At 54.6% G+C, this 16294-nt stretch carries 18 protein-coding genes and 1 pseudogene; 6 read left to right on the forward strand and 13 right to left on the reverse strand.

Annotation, left to right across the window (positions count from 1 at the left end; translation table 11 throughout):
- Nucleotides 1–242: 242 nt before the first annotated feature.
- The 8 genes from PFRI_RS21910 to PFRI_RS19105 all read right to left on the reverse strand — a co-directional run bounded on the left by PFRI_RS21910 (nucleotide 243) and on the right by PFRI_RS19105 (nucleotide 7240).
- On the reverse strand, nucleotides 243–374 hold the full coding sequence (locus PFRI_RS21910) for a hypothetical protein (RefSeq protein ID WP_281249338.1): 132 nt from the start codon (nucleotides 372–374) through the stop codon (nucleotides 243–245).
- On the reverse strand, nucleotides 371–1558 hold the full coding sequence (locus PFRI_RS19075) for a formate dehydrogenase subunit gamma (RefSeq protein ID WP_072632293.1): 1188 nt from the start codon (nucleotides 1556–1558) through the stop codon (nucleotides 371–373). Before PFRI_RS19075 ends, PFRI_RS21910 begins: the two co-directional genes overlap by 4 nt.
- 75 nt (nucleotides 1559–1633) lie before the next feature.
- Entirely contained in the window at nucleotides 1634–2227 is a 594-nt protein-coding gene (gene fdh3B, locus PFRI_RS19080) for a formate dehydrogenase FDH3 subunit beta (protein ID WP_072632294.1), read from the reverse strand.
- Nucleotides 2228–2239: 12 nt separating this feature from the next.
- Nucleotides 2240–5125: a formate dehydrogenase subunit alpha gene (locus PFRI_RS19085; RefSeq protein ID WP_072632295.1), complete on the reverse strand. Its 2886-nt coding sequence runs from the start codon at nucleotides 5123–5125 to the stop codon at nucleotides 2240–2242.
- Between the two features lie 58 nt (nucleotides 5126–5183).
- Entirely contained in the window at nucleotides 5184–5372 is a 189-nt protein-coding gene (locus PFRI_RS19090; RefSeq protein WP_072632296.1) for a twin-arginine translocation signal domain-containing protein, read from the reverse strand.
- 58 nt (nucleotides 5373–5430) lie between these two features.
- Nucleotides 5431–6039: a TorD/DmsD family molecular chaperone gene (locus tag PFRI_RS19095; RefSeq protein ID WP_072632297.1), complete on the reverse strand. Its 609-nt coding sequence runs from the start codon at nucleotides 6037–6039 to the stop codon at nucleotides 5431–5433.
- On the reverse strand, nucleotides 6036–6677 hold the full coding sequence (locus PFRI_RS19100; protein ID WP_072632298.1) for a DUF3306 domain-containing protein: 642 nt from the start codon (nucleotides 6675–6677) through the stop codon (nucleotides 6036–6038). Before PFRI_RS19100 ends, PFRI_RS19095 begins: the two co-directional genes overlap by 4 nt.
- The gene (locus tag PFRI_RS19105) at nucleotides 6674–7240 is read right to left on the reverse strand and encodes a DUF3305 domain-containing protein (RefSeq protein ID WP_072632299.1); all 567 of its coding nucleotides are present in this window, start codon (nucleotides 7238–7240) and stop codon (nucleotides 6674–6676) included. Before PFRI_RS19105 ends, PFRI_RS19100 begins: the two co-directional genes overlap by 4 nt.
- A 281-nt stretch (nucleotides 7241–7521) precedes the next feature.
- Here PFRI_RS19105 and PFRI_RS19110 point away from each other — a divergent pair, with 281 nt between their 5' ends.
- Complete coding sequence (locus PFRI_RS19110) at nucleotides 7522–9471, forward strand: 4Fe-4S binding protein (RefSeq protein ID WP_072632300.1); 1950 nt, start codon at nucleotides 7522–7524, stop codon at nucleotides 9469–9471.
- On the opposite strand, the gene PFRI_RS19115 is transcribed toward PFRI_RS19110, so the two are convergent.
- A complete protein-coding gene (locus PFRI_RS19115; protein ID WP_245812481.1) occupies nucleotides 9465–10235 on the reverse strand; it encodes a cytochrome c family protein in 771 nt (256 codons plus the stop codon). The genes PFRI_RS19110 and PFRI_RS19115 overlap by 7 nt on opposite strands.
- A 30-nt stretch (nucleotides 10236–10265) precedes the next feature.
- Here PFRI_RS19115 and PFRI_RS19120 point away from each other — a divergent pair, with 30 nt between their 5' ends.
- Genes PFRI_RS19120 through PFRI_RS19135 form a run of 4 tightly spaced genes read left to right on the forward strand, consistent with a single transcriptional unit; the run spans nucleotide 10266 to nucleotide 12718 of the window.
- A complete protein-coding gene (locus PFRI_RS19120; RefSeq protein WP_072632302.1) occupies nucleotides 10266–10460 on the forward strand; it encodes a DUF6494 family protein in 195 nt (64 codons plus the stop codon).
- On the forward strand, nucleotides 10426–11529 hold the full coding sequence (locus PFRI_RS19125; protein WP_425439475.1) for an Mrp/NBP35 family ATP-binding protein: 1104 nt from the start codon (nucleotides 10426–10428) through the stop codon (nucleotides 11527–11529). The genes PFRI_RS19120 and PFRI_RS19125 overlap by 35 nt, the downstream gene beginning before the upstream one ends.
- Nucleotides 11526–12227, forward strand: coding sequence for a biotin/lipoate--protein ligase family protein (locus PFRI_RS19130; RefSeq protein WP_072632304.1), 702 nt, complete (start codon nucleotides 11526–11528; stop codon nucleotides 12225–12227). Before PFRI_RS19125 ends, PFRI_RS19130 begins: the two co-directional genes overlap by 4 nt.
- Nucleotides 12224–12718: a DUF6505 family protein gene (locus PFRI_RS19135; RefSeq protein WP_072632305.1), complete on the forward strand. Its 495-nt coding sequence runs from the start codon at nucleotides 12224–12226 to the stop codon at nucleotides 12716–12718. Before PFRI_RS19130 ends, PFRI_RS19135 begins: the two co-directional genes overlap by 4 nt.
- Here PFRI_RS19135 and PFRI_RS19140 read toward each other — a convergent pair whose 3' ends face one another.
- Genes PFRI_RS19140 through PFRI_RS19150 form a run of 3 tightly spaced genes read right to left on the reverse strand, consistent with a single transcriptional unit; the run spans nucleotide 12719 to nucleotide 14924 of the window.
- Entirely contained in the window at nucleotides 12719–13522 is an 804-nt protein-coding gene (locus tag PFRI_RS19140) for an ABC transporter substrate-binding protein (RefSeq protein ID WP_072632306.1), read from the reverse strand.
- Complete coding sequence (locus PFRI_RS19145; protein ID WP_072632307.1) at nucleotides 13519–14223, reverse strand: energy-coupling factor ABC transporter ATP-binding protein; 705 nt, start codon at nucleotides 14221–14223, stop codon at nucleotides 13519–13521. The genes PFRI_RS19140 and PFRI_RS19145 overlap by 4 nt, the downstream gene beginning before the upstream one ends.
- Nucleotides 14220–14924: an ABC transporter permease gene (locus PFRI_RS19150; protein ID WP_072632308.1), complete on the reverse strand. Its 705-nt coding sequence runs from the start codon at nucleotides 14922–14924 to the stop codon at nucleotides 14220–14222. The genes PFRI_RS19145 and PFRI_RS19150 overlap by 4 nt, the downstream gene beginning before the upstream one ends.
- A 146-nt stretch (nucleotides 14925–15070) precedes the next feature.
- Between PFRI_RS19150 and PFRI_RS21760 the strand changes: the two are divergent.
- A pseudogene (locus tag PFRI_RS21760) lies at nucleotides 15071–15193 on the forward strand (DUF6505 family protein); the annotation flags it as partial.
- Between the two features lie 42 nt (nucleotides 15194–15235).
- Here PFRI_RS21760 and PFRI_RS19155 read toward each other — a convergent pair.
- The gene (locus tag PFRI_RS19155; protein ID WP_072632309.1) at nucleotides 15236–16210 is read right to left on the reverse strand and encodes a quinone oxidoreductase family protein; all 975 of its coding nucleotides are present in this window, start codon (nucleotides 16208–16210) and stop codon (nucleotides 15236–15238) included.
- Nucleotides 16211–16294 lie beyond the last annotated feature (84 nt).

The following is a 16294-nucleotide window of genomic DNA, read 5'->3' on the forward strand; positions in this document are numbered from 1 at the left end:
AGAAGCCCCAATCGTCAAACAGGTTCGCTAGATCTCAAAATGCACTCGGCCAAAGGCAGCCCAGAACACCCGCAACAAGCGCCATTGCCGCGGCAGCGGCTTCGTCCTTGTACCGCACACCCGACCTAGCTCTCAACAAAACAAACGGCAGCTTTGAGTCAGCAGGGAGGGTAGTCTTTTGAAGGGTTGGCAGTATTTTTACCACTTGGTCAAATTCGTATAAGATTCATTATGTTATATACTTAGTCCGACAGTCTGACATTTGCAGGCGACGTTCCTGCGGTGGCGCTTGAAAAACCGATCTGGGTTAGTATCTGGTTGGAACCGAATGCAATTACGACGAGGGCCACGAGGGCGAGCAGGAAAGGTTTCATGTTAATTTGTCCTGACTTTTGGCATCGTCATCCAAAACCTCTTGGGCCCAGATGCTGTGATGCTCGCGCGCCCATTGTTCTTCGACTTCGCCTTTGCCCATCGCATCAAAGGCACCTTCCATTCCGACAGAGCCGAGATAGATATGGGCGAATATGATTGCGGTCAGGATCAAGCTGACAAGTGCATGCCAAAGCTGTGCGTATTGCATTTCTTCCTGCGGTGAGAGCGGATAAGGCAGGTCACCAGCACCTACCCACCCCGGCACACCCAAAGCGTTCAGCGTCGAGAACGTATGGGAAAAGAGGTTGAATTCAAAGGGGAACAGCAGCGACAGACCGGATAGCGAAATTGAACCACCCAGTACGATTACCGCCCAAAAGATCAGTTTTTGACCAGCGTTGAATTTCTTTGCAGGTGGATGTTCCCCGCCAAATAGGCCGCCCGCCTTGGCCAACCAGCGTAGATCGGTTTTGTCAGGCAGATTATGAACAACCCATGCGATAAAGATGATCACCAGTGCGATCATGAAGGCCCATGAAATGTTGTTATGGATCCATTTGCTAATGATCGCGAGGGATGAAAATGTTTCGTGGCCGAATGCGGGGATAAGTACCTTGCGCCCGAATAGCGAAATAAGGCCGGTTAACCCGAGCACGATAAAGGACGACGCAAGCAGCCAATGGCCAAAGCGTTCAATGGCTTTGAAGCGCACGATGGTGCGGCCTGTCTTTTCGCCGTGAATACGGATGCGACCGCGAATGAGGTAGAACAGTGCCAGCAATAAAAGCGTTCCCCCCAACAGATACACTGCAATACGCAGAAGTGGACCTTCGCGAAATTGCAACCACCACATGCCGCCGTCTTGCATAAGCGTTGTTGCGGCGGATGTACGGGACTGGGTTGTGATGTCGGCAGAATCATAGCGCAAGGCGCGCCAAAGATCGGGATCGGACGACCCACCTAAGGTACCAAGTTGGTCGGAGGACGCGGCAGCTGCGTCAGGGTTGCCTGTCAGGTCGCTACGAAAACTGTCGTCAATTGCGATGCCTTGCTGGCGCCGCATGATGTCTTCTAGGGTTTGCGCCCCACCTGTTGAGGCGCGCGTGTTATCACCTGTCTCTTGCGCGAACGCAGGAACAGCCAAAGACCAGATAAGTGCCAGCAAGCCTAAAAGACGAAGCATCATAACTTCCTTATGTCAGATATGAGAGGGGCGGCCAAACGCAGGCCGCCCCCAATAGTTTCACGAAGGGGGCGTTTAGCCACCTTTCTGGTCGTAGGCCGTGCCCCAACCCCATGCGCCTGATCCGAAACCACGCGCGACAACGCGCTCGCGGTAGATGCCGGATACAACGTCGCCGTCGCCTGCAAGCAGGGCCTTGGTTGCACACATTTCAGCGCAGATCGGCAGTTTGCCTTCTGCAATGCGGTTGCGACCATACTTTTGGAATTCGGCAGTGGAGTTGTTTTCCTCTGGCCCACCGGCGCAGAAGGTACATTTGTCCATCTTGCCACGTGATCCAAAGTTGCCAGCCTGTGGGTACTGCGGCGCACCAAAGGGGCACGCATAGAAGCAATAGCCGCAGCCAATGCACAGGTCTTTTGAGTGCAACACGACGCCTTCATCAGTCTGATAGAAGCAATCTGTCGGACATACCGCCATACAGGGTGCATCTGAGCAGTGCATACACGCGACCGAAATCGAGCGTTCCCCCGGCGAGCCGTCATTGATCGTGACGACCTTGCGGCGGTTGATGCCCCACGGAACTTCGTGTTCGTTCTTACAGGCGGTGACACAGGCGTTACATTCGATGCAGCGTTCAGCGTCTACGAGAAATTTTGCTCTAGCCATTCTACTTCTCCCTTATGCTGTCCAGATTTTGCAAAGAGTCGCTTTGGTCTCTTGCATCTGGGTTACGCTATCATAGCCATATGTCTGTGCGGTGTTTGTGCTTTCGCCCAATACGAACGGATCGGCACCTTCGGGATATTTATCCCTTAGATCAACACCTTCCAAGTGCCCACCAAAGTGGAACGGCATGAATGCGACGCCTTCACCGACACGTTCGGTGACCATTGCCATCACTTTGACTTTGCCGCCCTCTGGGCCTTCGACCCAGACCTGTTCGCCGTCACGTACACCTAGATTGTTGGCGTCACGTGTGTTGATTTCAACGAACATGTCTTGCTGCAATTCTGCAAGCCATGGGTTGGAGCGGCTTTCGTCACCACCCCCTTCGTATTCAACCAAACGACCAGATGTCAGGATAATCGGATACTCCTGCGAGAAATCCTTTTCCTGAATGGACTTATACATGGTCGGAACGCGCCAGAACTTTTTATCCTCGTAGGTTGGATAATCCGCCACCAGATCACGTCGGTTGGTATAAAGCGGTTCGCGGTGAATCGGCACCGGATCCGGGAAGGTCCAAACCACAGCCCGCGCTTTTGCGTTGCCGAAGGGTGCACATCCATGTTTGATCGCCACCCGCTGGATACCGCCGGAAAGGTCGGTTTTCCAGTTGGTTTTTGCACCTGCTACCGCGTCGATGGACGCGCGTTCATCTGCGCTAAGATCGCCATCCCAACCAAGGTCTATTAGCATCTGCATGGTGAACTCGGGGTATCCGTCTTCAATCTCGGACCCGGGTGTGAACACCCCTTCGGCCAAGAGGTTGTCGCCATCACGCTCGACACCAAAGCGGGCGCGGAACGTCAGGCCACCTTCGGCCACAGGCATCGACATATCGTAGAGGTTCGCCGTACCGGGGTGGTTCATTTCAGCCGTCCCCCAACATGGCCATGGCATCCCGTAAGTATCCCCATCTGCAGGGCCGCCGATCGCGCGCAAAGTTGTGCGATCAAACGTGTGCTGGTTCGCCATGTGCAGTTTCATGCGCTCAGGGCTTTGACCGGTATACCCAATCGTCCACATACCGCGGTTAAATTCGCGGGTGATGTCTTCGATATTGGGCTCGTCCCCTTCATCCATGCCGATATTGCGGAAAATTTTGTCGTGGAAGCCGAACTTTTCGGCAAAACGAGCCATAATCCAGTGATCTGTCTTGGATTCAAACAGCGGTTCGACCACTTTGTCACGCCACTGTAGCGAACGGTTGGATGCCGTCACAGAACCACGTGTTTCAAACTGGGTACAGGCCGGCAGTAGGTATACACCATCTGTGCGATCCTGAAGAACGGCTGACACAGTCGGATAGGGATCAACAACGACAAGCATGTCGAGTTTTTCCATCGCCGTCTTCATTTCTTTCTGACGGGTCTGGCTGTTTGGTGCGTGGCCCCAAAGGACCATTGCACGGGTATTGTCAGGTTGATCCAGGTTTTCTTTGCTTTCCAGCACCCCATCAATCCAACGGCTAACAGGAATACCTGTCAGGTTCATCATTGCTGTATCGCCAACCTTTTCAGGGCTGAAACGTTCCTTCATCCAATCGAGATCTTCTTCCCAAACGCGTGCCCAGTGGGCCCACGCGCCTGCGGACAGGCCGTAATACCCTGGCAGCGTATCGGCCAGAACGCCTAGATCGGTCGCGCCCTGTACGTTGTCGTGGCCACGGAAAATATTCGTTCCGCCACCAGCCGTGCCCATGTTGCCAAGCGCGAGCTGAAGGATGCAATACGCGCGGGTGTTGTTGTTACCGTTGGTATGCTGCGTACCACCCATACACCAGATCACGGTGCCGGGGCGATTGTTAACCAGCGTACGCGCAACGCGTGCCAGTTGAGTTCCCGGCGCACCAGTAACACGCTCAACCTCTTCAGGCGTCCACTTGGCGACTTCTTCCTTGATCTGGTCCATACCCCAGACACGGGTGCGGATGAACTCTTTGTCCTCCCAGCCATTTTCAAAGATATGCCACAGAATGCCCCAAACGAGGGCCACGTCAGAGCCGGGCCGGAAGCGCACATATTCGTCCGCGTGTGCTGCAGTGCGGGTGAAGCGTGGATCACACACGATAAGCGGCGCGTTGTTCTGTTCCTTGGCTTTCAGAATGTGCAACAGCGAAACGGGGTGCGCTTCGGCAGGGTTGCCACCGATCAAGAAGATCGCTTTGGAATTGTGGATGTCGTTGTAGCTGTTTGTCATGGCGCCGTAGCCCCATGTGTTGGCAACACCCGCAACGGTCGTCGAGTGACAAATCCGCGCTTGGTGATCAACGTTGTTGGTGCCCCAGTAGGCCGCAAATTTGCGGAACAGGTAGGCCTGTTCGTTGTTATGCTTGGCAGATCCCAACCAATAGACGGAATCTGGTCCGCTTTCGTCGCGGATCTTCATCATGCCATCGCTGATTTCGCTAATCGCGGTGTCCCAGCTGATACGGACCCATTCGCCGTTCTCTTTTTTCATCGGGTACTTCAGGCGACGTTCGCCGTGCGCATGTTCGCGCACTGCAGCACCCTTGGCACAGTAGCCGCCCAAGTTGAACGGGCTATCAAAGCCGGGCTCTTGTCCAACCCAAACGCCATTGTCGACTTCGGCAACAACCGTACAACCAACCGAACAGTGCGTACAGACAGATTTGATTGTCTCAATGGCACGGGTCGCAGCGGTTTGCGCCGTCGCTTGCGTCACGGAACCACCGGTCGCCGCAATCGCGGCCAAGCCACCAATCGCAAGTCCTGAGCCGCGCAAGAAGCCGCGTCGATCGATGCCGCCTGCCCCTTTATTAACGACGATCGGCGAGCGGCCAGAACGACGTGTGTAACCGTTTGTCTTTTTCCTCAGCATGGTCTTCCTCCCTTTTCCAGCTTAGCTGGATAAATTCGTATCGCGCGCTGCGCGGAGCCTAGAAACGTGTGCTTTCGAGATAGGCACGCGTGTGTGCGGTGTCCTGCATCGTTTCCGACGATAGATCGACGGGCTGCGCCGCCGCTTGTGTGGCGCTTCCTGCTGCGAGGGCGATTGCAGCTGGTGCAGCCGTGCCTGCCAATTTCAGAAAATCGCGGCGGCTTGCGCCTTTGGTTTCTTCAGTCATGGGATGTCTCCCCTTCCCTGGTTTGGCGAGCATCCCCGCCGGTTGCGTGGCACACGTATTAGTTCGCCGTCATGCGAAATGCTTCGCGTTCAATATCCATTAGTGCAGCCCCAACGTCGCCCACCGATGCATAAAGCACCGATGATTTCGCGGCTTTGAGGTCAGAAAAATAGTGCGTGGCCCATGTCCCGATATGCGCGTTGAAGAAATGCTTTTGTTCTTCGACCTTCGCGACGCGCCCGAAACGGCCAACGATCATCCCAGCCATCATTTCCATCAAAGATGCTATATTATCTTCGGGTTCAAACACGTCAGACGCGCGGGCCATACCGAAGTTGGCCATTGTCGCACGCAAATTCGCAAGCGGTTTTTCGTTCAGAAAGCCGGTTAGATAATAGCTGGCATAGGGCAACAATTCACCCCGACCCAGCCCGATGAAAAGCGCGTTAAACTCTGTTTGTACGGCCTTAGGTTTTGAAACCTTCGCAACACGCGCAAGGCCCTGTATCGCTTCCCCGAGTGGGGTGGCATCCCCCGCTAGACCCGCTGTTTGGTCCAGCAACATCTGATCAGGCGGAGCCGACAGCATGAGGCCAAGGTAGTTATACAGATCGGCGCGCAAGTGATCTTCTTGCGAAACCTCTGAAATTGGTGCGGCTACGTTCATGCGGCGTCCGTTTCGAAATGGAATTTCATGCGGCGCGGCGCAGGCATCATAATGTCCTCGTCGTCCGGTTCGATGGTCTCTGCTGTCTCTGTGGTTTGGATACGCGTCGCGACTGTCTCTGTTTCCGTCTCTGTAGTTGCGATCGGCATATCCTCGTGGTCAAGGGGCTCTTCCGCCGCCTCGTCTGCCAATTCCTGTTCAACCACGTCTTGCACCGGATTTTCCAACGCCTCTTTCTGGCGTTCCATTTCCACCAAATGGGCAAGCATCCCTTTGCCGACCTGATAGGTCGTGCTGATAGGACCCTGATTGAAACTGCCCGTCAAGTAGTCGTCATCATAGTCGTTCAGCCCGTCCACACAGGCCAGCACAGGGTTGCTGCGCCAAAGCGTGCGCAATGCGCGTTTGCGCAAATGGGCGGGGACCGTCTTGGCAAGAAAGGCCTTAAAGTCATCGCCGTCCACCATTGTGTCGGGATTTGGCAGGCCAAGCTCTTCCAGAATTTCATCGTCGGATTTTGCGGCCAACTCTTTTTGTTGCTCGGCGATGCGTGCTTGTTCCAGCGCGCGTTCATCAGCTGCGGACTCGGCGGCAACTGCGGCACGGCGGCGGGACCATGATGACAATTCGCGGCTCAACTTAGCACCTCTTTGCGACGGGGTGCGCGATAAACATCGCTGACTTGGCGAATACGTGCATCGCCTATTCCGTCATCCACCTTATCAACACGCGTCTTGTCGCGCCGGCGTTTTATAAAGGCTTCTTCTTCGTAATGGGTGTCCACGAACTCTGCGATCCATGCGTGCAATCCTTCGGGCATTGGGACTTTTTCAACCAATTCTTCTGCAGAATCGCAATAATCCTGCGCCTCGTAAGGGGATGCGGTCACAAGGGCCACGGACCACGGTAGATCATTTAACTGTTCGGTCTGGCGCAGTACGACATAGACAGACGGCGCGCGCGCCTGAAGTTCGTGCGCATAGGCTTCTGCGTCTGATACATAAAGCGTCAAAGGCAGCGTCGCTGCGTGGTATTCAGTTACATCGCCCTCTTGGCGGATCACCTTCCAGTCAGCAGCAGCGGCACCCGGCAAAACAGAGGACACCGTCCACGCAAACTTGGCCCAGCGGGTAACGCCCGGAGCGCGCTTGACAACAACGCCAAGCGGTAGGGTTTGCGCATTTGGGAATACAACCTTCAAAAAGCAGCCTCTCAGGAGTGAGTCCTTTTATATTGTGCCAAATCTACCATCATTCATAGCATTTTTTCGCGCCACGATGGAATTTTTATTGCTGCATTGCAGCGTGTTAGTGGAATTTCGCTGAATCTAATTCCCGACTATTTTTCTTAACTTTACCAAAGGTCAGTTATAGCAACTGTAAATTGCAACGGTATTGGGTGCTGTTCATTTGTAGGTTTACTGTGGAAAAAAATACGGGCTTACTGAGGGAAAGATCAAATCAAATTATCCATGGGGGCTCTATGTCAAAGACCTTGCTTGTATGTGACTGCCTTGGCTCTCAAATGGTTGATTCTACTGGTTTGAGCAACGCAACAGGGCTGAGCTGTTCGCGTGTTTTCACGGGTCTTTGCACCACCCAGATTGAAAGTGCCGCCAAAGCAATTGCGGACGGGGACGTGATTATTGCCTGCCAACAAGAGGCCCCGCACTTTGCCGAGCTTGCCGAAGAGTTAGAGGTCGATGCGCCGCAATTTATCGATATTCGCGACCGCGCGGGTTGGACGGCTGACACAGTGTCCACAACGCCCAAAATCGCAGCTTTGATCGCCGATGCGATGCTGCCGGAACCGTCCTATCGGTCGGTCGATATTGTATCAGAGGGCACGTGTTTGATTATCGGGGACGCCGATATCGCGCTTAGTGCTGCTGATCGTCTGGCCGACACGCTGTCCTTAACGGTCCTGCTTGCGCCCGGGTCCGAGATTGTCCCCTCGTCAGCCTATGATACTATAGCTGGCACGCTGAAATATGCCTCTGGTACCATCGGACAATTTGAGATCCAGATTGACGGATTCCAACAAAGTCTGGTGGGGGGGCGTGGCACACCTGGACTATCTGATCCAAAAGATGGCGCACTATCAGAGTGTGACATTATTCTTGATCTATCTGGCGCTACGCCGCTGTTTCCTGCCCACGACAAACGCGACGGATATTTGCGCGTCGACCCCAAAAGCCAACCCGCCGTCGCACAAGCGATTTATGACGCAAGCCAGCTTGTCGGGGCCTTTGAAAAACCGCTCTACGTGCGCGTGGAGCCAACGCTGTGCGCCCATTCGCGCGCTGAAAAACCTGCCTGTTCGAACTGTTTGAATGTTTGCCCGACGGGCGCGATTATTTCTGCGGGCGAGCATGTCAGCATTGATCCGATGATTTGCGCCGGTTGTGGTGCCTGTGCTGCTGTATGTCCCTCTGGTGCAATCACCTACGACATGCCAACGCCAGATCACATTTTCCGCCGTATCAACACGCTGGCCACATCTTACCGTGCGGCAGGTGGCGAGGGGTCGACGTTGCTGGTGCATGACGACCACGGTGCGGAGATGATCAGCCTTGCGGCGCGCCACGGTCAAGGTTTGCCCGCCCATGTGATCCCGATGGAAGTCAGTGCGCTGTCGGGCTTTGGGCATGCTGAAATGCTGGCCGCACTTGCGTCCGGTTTTTCATATGTTGATATTCTGCTCGGCCCCAAGACAGAGCGCGACGCGCTTGATCCGCAACTGGACCTCGCTCTTGCCATTGCACCTGGTAAGGTTGCCCTACTCGATATTACTGATCCGGATGCTTTGTCAGACCATCTGTTCGCAGCCACCCAAACACCCGCGATTGGCGCGCCAATTCTGCCATTGGGCACCCGTCGTCAGGTTGCGCGTTTGTCTGCTAAGGCGCTGAACCCGACATCGGACATGATCAAACTGCCCGCCGGCGCACCTTACGGCGCTGTCGTTGTGGACACCGATGCTTGCACATTATGTTTGGCCTGCGTGTCGCTCTGCCCCTCTGGTGCGCTGGGGGATAACCCCGATCTACCGCAACTGCGTTTTCAGGAAGACGCATGTCTGCAATGTGGGCTTTGCACCAATGTGTGTCCTGAAAAAGCGATCACGCTGGCACCGCAGTTTGATTTAACAGACGCCGCCTACACGCAAAAAGTGATCAACGAAGAAGAACCTTTTGCGTGTGTCGAATGTGGAAACTTGTTCGGGGTGAAATCTACGGTCGAAAAGATCATGGAAAAGCTGGCTGGCAATCATTCGATGTTTGCCAGTCCCGCCGCGTCGCGCATGATCCAAATGTGCGACGGTTGCCGGATCAACGCGCAATATCACTCTGAAAATAATCCCTTCGCTGGCAAAGAGCGCCCGCGCCCGCGCACATCAGATGACTATTTCTCAAAGCGCAAGGATCACTGACTTTGCAAAGGTGCACCCAGATCAGCAGGCGCAATTGTAGCGACATAACTCAAGATGTGCTCCAATTCGTCTTGGGTGATTTCAAGCGGCACAATTGCGGGCGGCAAATGCGCGGCAAATGGTTCGGTGATGTCTTCGAGTTGGGTAAAACTGGGATGCGGATTAAGCACATAGAACGCTGCAAACCTGTCGTACCAATCGTCAAACGTGCGCATCAAAGCGAACGAGGGCGTTTGCCCCATGCCGTTCATCCGGTTGCTGTAGTTGATCACATGGCAGCGCCCGCAGTGTGTCAACGACAGGGTCTCGCCCCGCACCGGATCGCCGTCAAATATCAGTTCCACGTCAACCGTTTCAGGTGCAATCTGGCTGGAAAAAATGGCGGTGCCGTCGGGTTTGAACGATTCAACCGTGCGTTTGCCGATGTCGGACAGCAACCATTCTGTGAACAGTGCCGGACCGTCCTGCGCGGTTGCAGTGATGTACCAAACGCGATCAGGTCCCGCAAAAACTGCGATACCGTTGTCGCCAATGACAACGTCGCCCCCCTGATCTACCAGCGTGATGCGCACACCATGTTTCAGCGAAAAACGCGGCAAGAGATGTTTCAAGAAACCCGTGTCACGCACCTCGGGCGGCGCCGAAAGGGTAAAACCTGCACTCTGGGCTTGCAGGGTAAGCGGGAACATTACACAAATTAGCAAGTAGAGATATTTCATTTCAAACCTATCGCAGGACTGACCCAAGCCTATGGCGCGGGTCATGATGCGGTCAAGACAATCGGAGAGACGTCTATGAGCGAAGATTTCAACATGTCGATGCGCAAATTCCTCAAACAGGTTGGCGTTACGTCCCAACAGGCCATCGAAGAAGCGCTGCGCAGTGCAGGCGATACGACGGGTCGCAGTTTTGAGGCGAAGATGGTTCTGACCATTGACGGCTTAGATATGGAACATGTCGTTACCGGCAAAATCGAAGGTCAATCGTAACGTGAGCGCCAGCAGAGAAACGGTCCTTGCGATCCTGTCGTCCCTTGAGGATCCAATCAGTGGCACGTCCATTAATGAGGCGGGCATCATCAAAGCGTTGACCGTCGATGAGGGCGCAGTGCGCTTTGTTATGGAAGTCAGCGGCAGTCACGTTGATGCCTATACTGCCATCAAAGATGCCGCAGAAATGCAGATTAATGCACTGGAGGGCGTGACGTCTGTGTCTGTTGTGATGACAGCCCACAGCACCCCAAAGGCGCCGCCGGATTTGAAACCCTCGCGCAGCGCGGAACCGTCGGGGCCAGAAAAAATACCCGGCGTAGACCGTATTATTGCGATTGCATCAGGCAAGGGCGGCGTTGGTAAATCGACAGTTGCATCGAATTTGGCCTGCGCCTTGGCGGCTGAGGGTCGTCGCGTCGGACTGTTGGACGCGGATGTTTACGGCCCCTCGCAACCGCGTATGTTGGGGGTGTCGGGGCGTCCCGCGTCACCCGATGGCAAGATCATTCTTCCGATGCGCAACTTTGGTGTCACGATGATGTCGCTGGGCCTTATGACCAACGACGATCAAGCGGTCGTTTGGCGCGGTCCCATGTTGATGGGGGCGTTGCAGCAAATGTTGACCCAAGTTCAATGGGGTGCGCTGGACGTGCTGATCGTCGATCTGCCGCCCGGTACCGGCGATGTGCAAATGACTTTGGCGCAGAAATCGCAGCTAAATGGCGCAATCATCGTGTCTACGCCGCAGGACATTGCATTGTTAGATGCGCGCAAAGGCATTGACATGTTCAACCAGCTTGGCACGCCGCTGATTGGGATGATCGAAAATATGTCAACGCATGTGTGTTCGGCCTGCGGTCACGAAGAACATCTGTTCGGTCATGGGGGCGTCGCGGCCGAGGCTGAAAAACTGGGGGTTCCCCTGCTTGCTGAAATTCCGTTGCATATTGATATCCGCATTGCAGCGGACGGGGGGGCGCCGATTGTTGTGTCAAAGCCAGACAGCGCGCCCGCGGCTGCGTTTCGTAGCATCGCTAAAGACTTGATTGCAAAGGGCCACTCGTGACGACGCCGCAGTTTCCACCGCTGTTTTCGGGCCAGAACGCCGCGGGTGGTGATCCCTTCGCGCTGGCCATCGCAACAGCGGATGTTGGGTGTGAAGCTGGGTTGGTGATCTATGATCTTGGCGCGGACTTATTGCGCGTAGCTATCGTTTTTGCACCAGATGTTTCTTTGAGCGATGCAGCCGTGATCTTGCCGATCTGCGGCGTCGGTTTACAGAACGCGATTGGTGCACTTGGCCCGCCCGAGGTCAGTGTGCATCTGGGCTGGGACGGCACGGTTTATGTGAATGGCGGTCGATGTGGCACTCTGCGCATGGCGGCATCTGGCAAGCTTGATGTTGAACCGGACTGGCTGGTAGTTGAATTGAACCTGACGCTCTGGCCAGCGAGCGATGAAACTGGACTGACCCCTGATCAAACAGCGCTGTACGCTGAAGGATGTTCTGAAATTGATGCGGTTGCGCTTTTGGAAAGCTGGGTGCGTCACACGCTTGTCGGGATCAATACTTGGGCTGACAGCGGCACCGCGCAAATCCACCGCGAATGGGGCGGGCTTGCGCATGGGCTCGTCGGTGACATCACCCTTGCAGGACAGGCGGGCACCTACATCGGTTTGGATGACAGGCTAGGTGTTTTATTAAAAATCGAAGACGACACTATTGTGATCCCCCTCACCGCAAACTTAACGAGGCCCGTATGAAACTCGCCCGCGCAATCCATTTTGACGAAAGCGATAAACGCGTCTTTCACAATCCTGCACGCACGGGCGAGTGGTGTATTTCGGGTGGTTTCGAATTTTCGAATTGGGGTGAAGCTGACCTAGTTGGCAAAGCGCGCCAAGCCTTTAGCAACGGTTGGATGGGGTGTGAAACCTTTGGCCGCGTCAGTTGTATCGCGGTCACCCAGATCGAGTCACAAGAACGCGATGTGATCGCCACCATTTTGGCGCAACACTTTGTCGATATCTATGGCGCACCCTCGGTTGACGCCGCGCACGGCACTGCATTGGAGGAGATCGATCAGATGGCAGACCTGTGCGCAGATCATGCGCCCAACACGTTGCTCACGGTATCGCGCGAATTAACGCCCTCCGGGGTGCGCGAAAGTTATCGCATCATTGAATCCCAACAAGCCGACATCATGCAATTCGCAGTACACGGCCACCTCGACGATGAACCCCATAGCCACTAATTATTGGGGCGTCGCGTTGAAGACAAACAGCGTTTCATCGTTAATCGTATAGGCGTTGATAAGATCTGCGGCGCGCGTACTCGTCAGCCAAGTTTCAAGTAGGATTGCAAGGTCGTTGCGCACATGGGCGTTTTTGGAAGGGTTGACCGCTATAAACGCATACTGATTAAAGAGCGCAGGATCGCCTGAGTAAAGCAGTGCAAGGCCGTCCTTGTTGCCGAAATTCAACCAACTTGCGCGATCCGAAAGCACATAGGCATTCAAACCTGCGGCAGTGTTCAATGCCGCCCCCATGCCCGCACCAACGGATTGGTACCACTCCAAGGTCGCGTTCGTATCAATGCCCGCTCGCTGCCAGATCGCAAGCTCTGCTTTATGCGTCCCGCTGTTATCGCCGCGGCTCACGAAGGGGACTTGTGCAACTGCTATACGTGCAAACGCATCCTCTGCACCACTGGCACCACTAATGCTCGCCGCATCAGCGACAGGCCCGATAACCACAAAATCATTATACATAATTTCGCGGCGATGGCTTCCGTGTCCCTGCGTGACAAAGTCGATCTCGGCAGTTTTGGAATGAACGAGAATTGCATCCACATCGCCCGATTGCCCAAGGCGTAACGCCTGACCCGTGCCAACGACCAAAAGCTGCACATCCAGATCAAGATCTTCCTTGATCGCGGGCACTAAAACATCCGCAAGACCAGAGTTTTCAAAGGATGTCGTGACCGCCAAGCGCATCGTATCCGCCGCTGCTATCTGCGCCCACACGAGCGCAATCACAGCCCATAGAAGTCTTATCATGTTACAATATCCCCTCTGAGGAAGGCCGCCAGTTCCGCCGTGGCGGGGGCTGCGAAAAGCGCGTCGGCCGAGCCAGTTTCATGTATCTTTCCATCAAGCAGAAACACAAGATCGTTCGCAAGTCGGCGCGCCTGTCCCATGTCATGCGTCGCCATTACCAGCCGTGTCCCAGCGCTGGCGACTTCTTTTAACAAATGTTCGATCTCGCGGGTGGCGTGGCCATCAAGACTGGCGCAGGGTTCATCCAGAAACAGAACATCAGGCTGGCGAATAAGCGCGCGCGCAATCGCAAGTTTCTGACGTTCTCCCCCGGACAGGCGCGTCGCAGGGCTATTGCGGGACCGTTCAAGTCCGATGCGCGCAAGCCAGTGATCAACTGACGCAGCGATCTCGTCCTTAGAAACGCGCAATAGTTCCAGAGGATACGCGAGATTTTTAGCAACCGAGCGGCGCATCACGATCGGGGTTTGGAATACAAAGGCATGTTTGGCAGGATCGTCTTGGGCCCATGTGACCTGACCGCCAGTCGTGCGTTCGATCCCGTGCATCACCCGCAACAGCGTGGTTTTTCCAGACCCGTTCGGGCCAATGATGATGGTCGCGCCTTTTGCGTTCAACACATGATCCACCGGCCCAAGCACGGTTTTTCCCTGTCTACGCACCAGGACGTTGTTCAATGTCAGGGGAAATTGCGCGCTCACCAGAGACCCTCCCGTTCGGTACGTGACAGGGTGTGAATCGCGATGTTTACAAAAATTGCGAGGCCGATCAGGACAAAGCCAAGACCCAGCGCCAATGCAAAATCACCCTTGCCCGTTTCAAGTGCGATTGCAGTCGTTAGAACACGGGTGACATGATCGATATTGCCCCCCACGATCATGATGGCACCCACCTCGCCAATCGCGCGCCCGAACCCAGCAAGCGCTGCCGTCAACAAATTGCGCCTACCATCATAGATCAGCGTCAAAATGCGTTGGCGTTTCGTCGTGTTCAGGGAAATCAAAAGGTCATGATATTCGGCCCATAATTCACGCATGGACTGATGCGCAATCGACGCGATCACGGGGGTGATAATGATGACTTGTGCAATGATCATTGCGGTCGGTGTAAAGAGCAGATTCAGAACCCCGAACGGACCCGAACGCGACAGCATGATGTAGACCACCAGCCCGACCACGACCGGAGGAAGCCCCATCAAAGCATTGATCATCGATATGACTATGCGACGGTAGCGAAAGCGCTGAACAGCAAGATATGTGCCGAGCGGGATTGCTATAACGCTCGCGATCAAAAGCGCGCTCAGCGTTACCCGCAATGAGCGTAGACTGATTTCCAAAAGCTCTTCATCGAACCCTAAAACGAGCCGGAATGCTTCTTTTAGCCCATCCAGAATTTCGATCATAAAGCGTCCAAAACCGCACTCCCTATTGGGACATGAAGGTCCGGTGTCAGCGCCTAAAAGACAAGCCGATAATTACAATTAATGCGAATGTGAACCGCCCCGGTTTTGCCGGAGACTGATTTGTCTTAGTTACGCAACCATTGGTTCCAAACTTCTTGCTCACCGTTACCCGAGAATTGACCGAAGCAGCAGTGAAGGAGAGTTTTCGAATGATCGAACCGCGCCATGCGGGGCTCGATCAATTTGCGATTCACGGCTCTTTGGATTGAGGGCCCCACAGCTACTGAAAACAGGCGGGTATCCTTACCCGCCTAGATTTCCAAAATCGTGCTTCCAATCGTTTTGCGTGCTTCCAAAGCATCATGGGCCTTGGCAACATCGCGCAGGGCGAACCTTTGGCCAATGTTGATTTTCACAGCACCCGATAGCACCTTTTCGCACAGATGCTGCGCCATGGTCTGGCAAGTCGCGTGATCACCGATATGGGTGAAAATTGTCGGGCGCGTCAGGCGAAGCGATCCTTTCTTACCAAGCAAACCCACGTCAAATGGCGGAACTGGCCCAGAAGCGTTTCCAAATGAAATCATCATGCCAAGGGGTTTCAGTGAATTGAGCGACCCGTCAAACGTGTCTTTTCCAACGGCGTCCATAACCACATCGACCCCTTTGCCATCCGTTAGCTTTTGCACCTCTGCGGCCCAATCGCTGTCGCGGTAATTCAGGCAATGGGTCGCGCCATGATCCAGCGCGAGTTGGCATTTCTCGTCCGTTCCAGCGGTACCAATCAGCGTGATTCCTTCCGAACGTGCCCATTGACAGGCAAGCAAGCCAACACCGCCAGCAGCCGCGTGAAACAGAACAGTATCCCCTGATTTCACAGGCGTTGTGCGATGGAAAAGATACTCCACAGTCATGCCTTTCAGCATCATTGCAGCCCCTTCCTCAAAGGAAATGCCATCTGGCAACGGGCAAACTTGCGCCGCTGGCATCACACGTGCCTCAGCATATGCGCCGGGCGGGTTGGATGCGTAAGCAGCGCGATCGCCAACTTTGAGATGTGTAACCCCCTCGCCTACCGCCTCGATCACACCTGCCGCTTCCATGCCCATCGCATGGGGCAATTCCATCGGATACAATCCAGTGCGCTGATAGACATCAATGAAATTCAGACCAATCGCTTTATGAGCGATGCGGACCTCCCCTGCGCCGGGTTCGCCAACTTTGCGTTCTACCAGTTTGAATTGCTCTGAACCGCCATGCGCTTCGATTACTGCTGTTAGTGACATTGCCTGTCTCCCATAAATCTCGCCTCATCTAGGTTCAGGACTCATAACCAGAATATGACGGTTGCAGCGAGGGCGATCGCTGAC

This window comes from Planktotalea frisia (assembly GCF_001890925.1).
Classification (GTDB): Bacteria; Pseudomonadota; Alphaproteobacteria; order Rhodobacterales; family Rhodobacteraceae; genus Planktotalea; species Planktotalea frisia.

Bases quoted from the DNA above. Each gene is read 5' to 3' on its own strand.
- PFRI_RS19090 (WP_072632296.1), bottom strand. From the start codon at position 5,372: ATGACTGAAGAAACCAAAGGCGCAAGCCGCCGCGATTTTCTGAAATTG.
- PFRI_RS19110 (WP_072632300.1), top strand. From the start codon at position 7,522: ATGTCAAAGACCTTGCTTGTATGTGACTGCCTTGGCTCTCAAATGGTT.
- PFRI_RS21910 (WP_281249338.1), bottom strand. From the start codon at position 374: ATGAAACCTTTCCTGCTCGCCCTCGTGGCCCTCGTCGTAATTGCATTC.
- PFRI_RS19135 (WP_072632305.1), top strand. From the start codon at position 12,224: ATGAAACTCGCCCGCGCAATCCATTTTGACGAAAGCGATAAACGCGTC.
- PFRI_RS19115 (WP_245812481.1), bottom strand. From the start codon at position 10,235: ATGACCCGCGCCATAGGCTTGGGTCAGTCCTGCGATAGGTTTGAAATG.
- fdh3B (WP_072632294.1), bottom strand. From the start codon at position 2,227: ATGGCTAGAGCAAAATTTCTCGTAGACGCTGAACGCTGCATCGAATGT.
- PFRI_RS19125 (WP_425439475.1), top strand. From the start codon at position 10,426: ATGTCGTTACCGGCAAAATCGAAGGTCAATCGTAACGTGAGCGCCAGC.
- PFRI_RS19150 (WP_072632308.1), bottom strand. From the start codon at position 14,924: ATGATCGAAATTCTGGATGGGCTAAAAGAAGCATTCCGGCTCGTTTTA.
- PFRI_RS19075 (WP_072632293.1), bottom strand. From the start codon at position 1,558: ATGCTTCGTCTTTTAGGCTTGCTGGCACTTATCTGGTCTTTGGCTGTT.
- PFRI_RS19095 (WP_072632297.1), bottom strand. From the start codon at position 6,039: ATGAACGTAGCCGCACCAATTTCAGAGGTTTCGCAAGAAGATCACTTG.
- PFRI_RS19155 (WP_072632309.1), bottom strand. From the start codon at position 16,210: ATGTCACTAACAGCAGTAATCGAAGCGCATGGCGGTTCAGAGCAATTC.
- PFRI_RS19085 (WP_072632295.1), bottom strand. From the start codon at position 5,125: ATGCTGAGGAAAAAGACAAACGGTTACACACGTCGTTCTGGCCGCTCG.
- PFRI_RS19140 (WP_072632306.1), bottom strand. From the start codon at position 13,522: ATGATAAGACTTCTATGGGCTGTGATTGCGCTCGTGTGGGCGCAGATA.
- PFRI_RS19120 (WP_072632302.1), top strand. From the start codon at position 10,266: ATGAGCGAAGATTTCAACATGTCGATGCGCAAATTCCTCAAACAGGTT.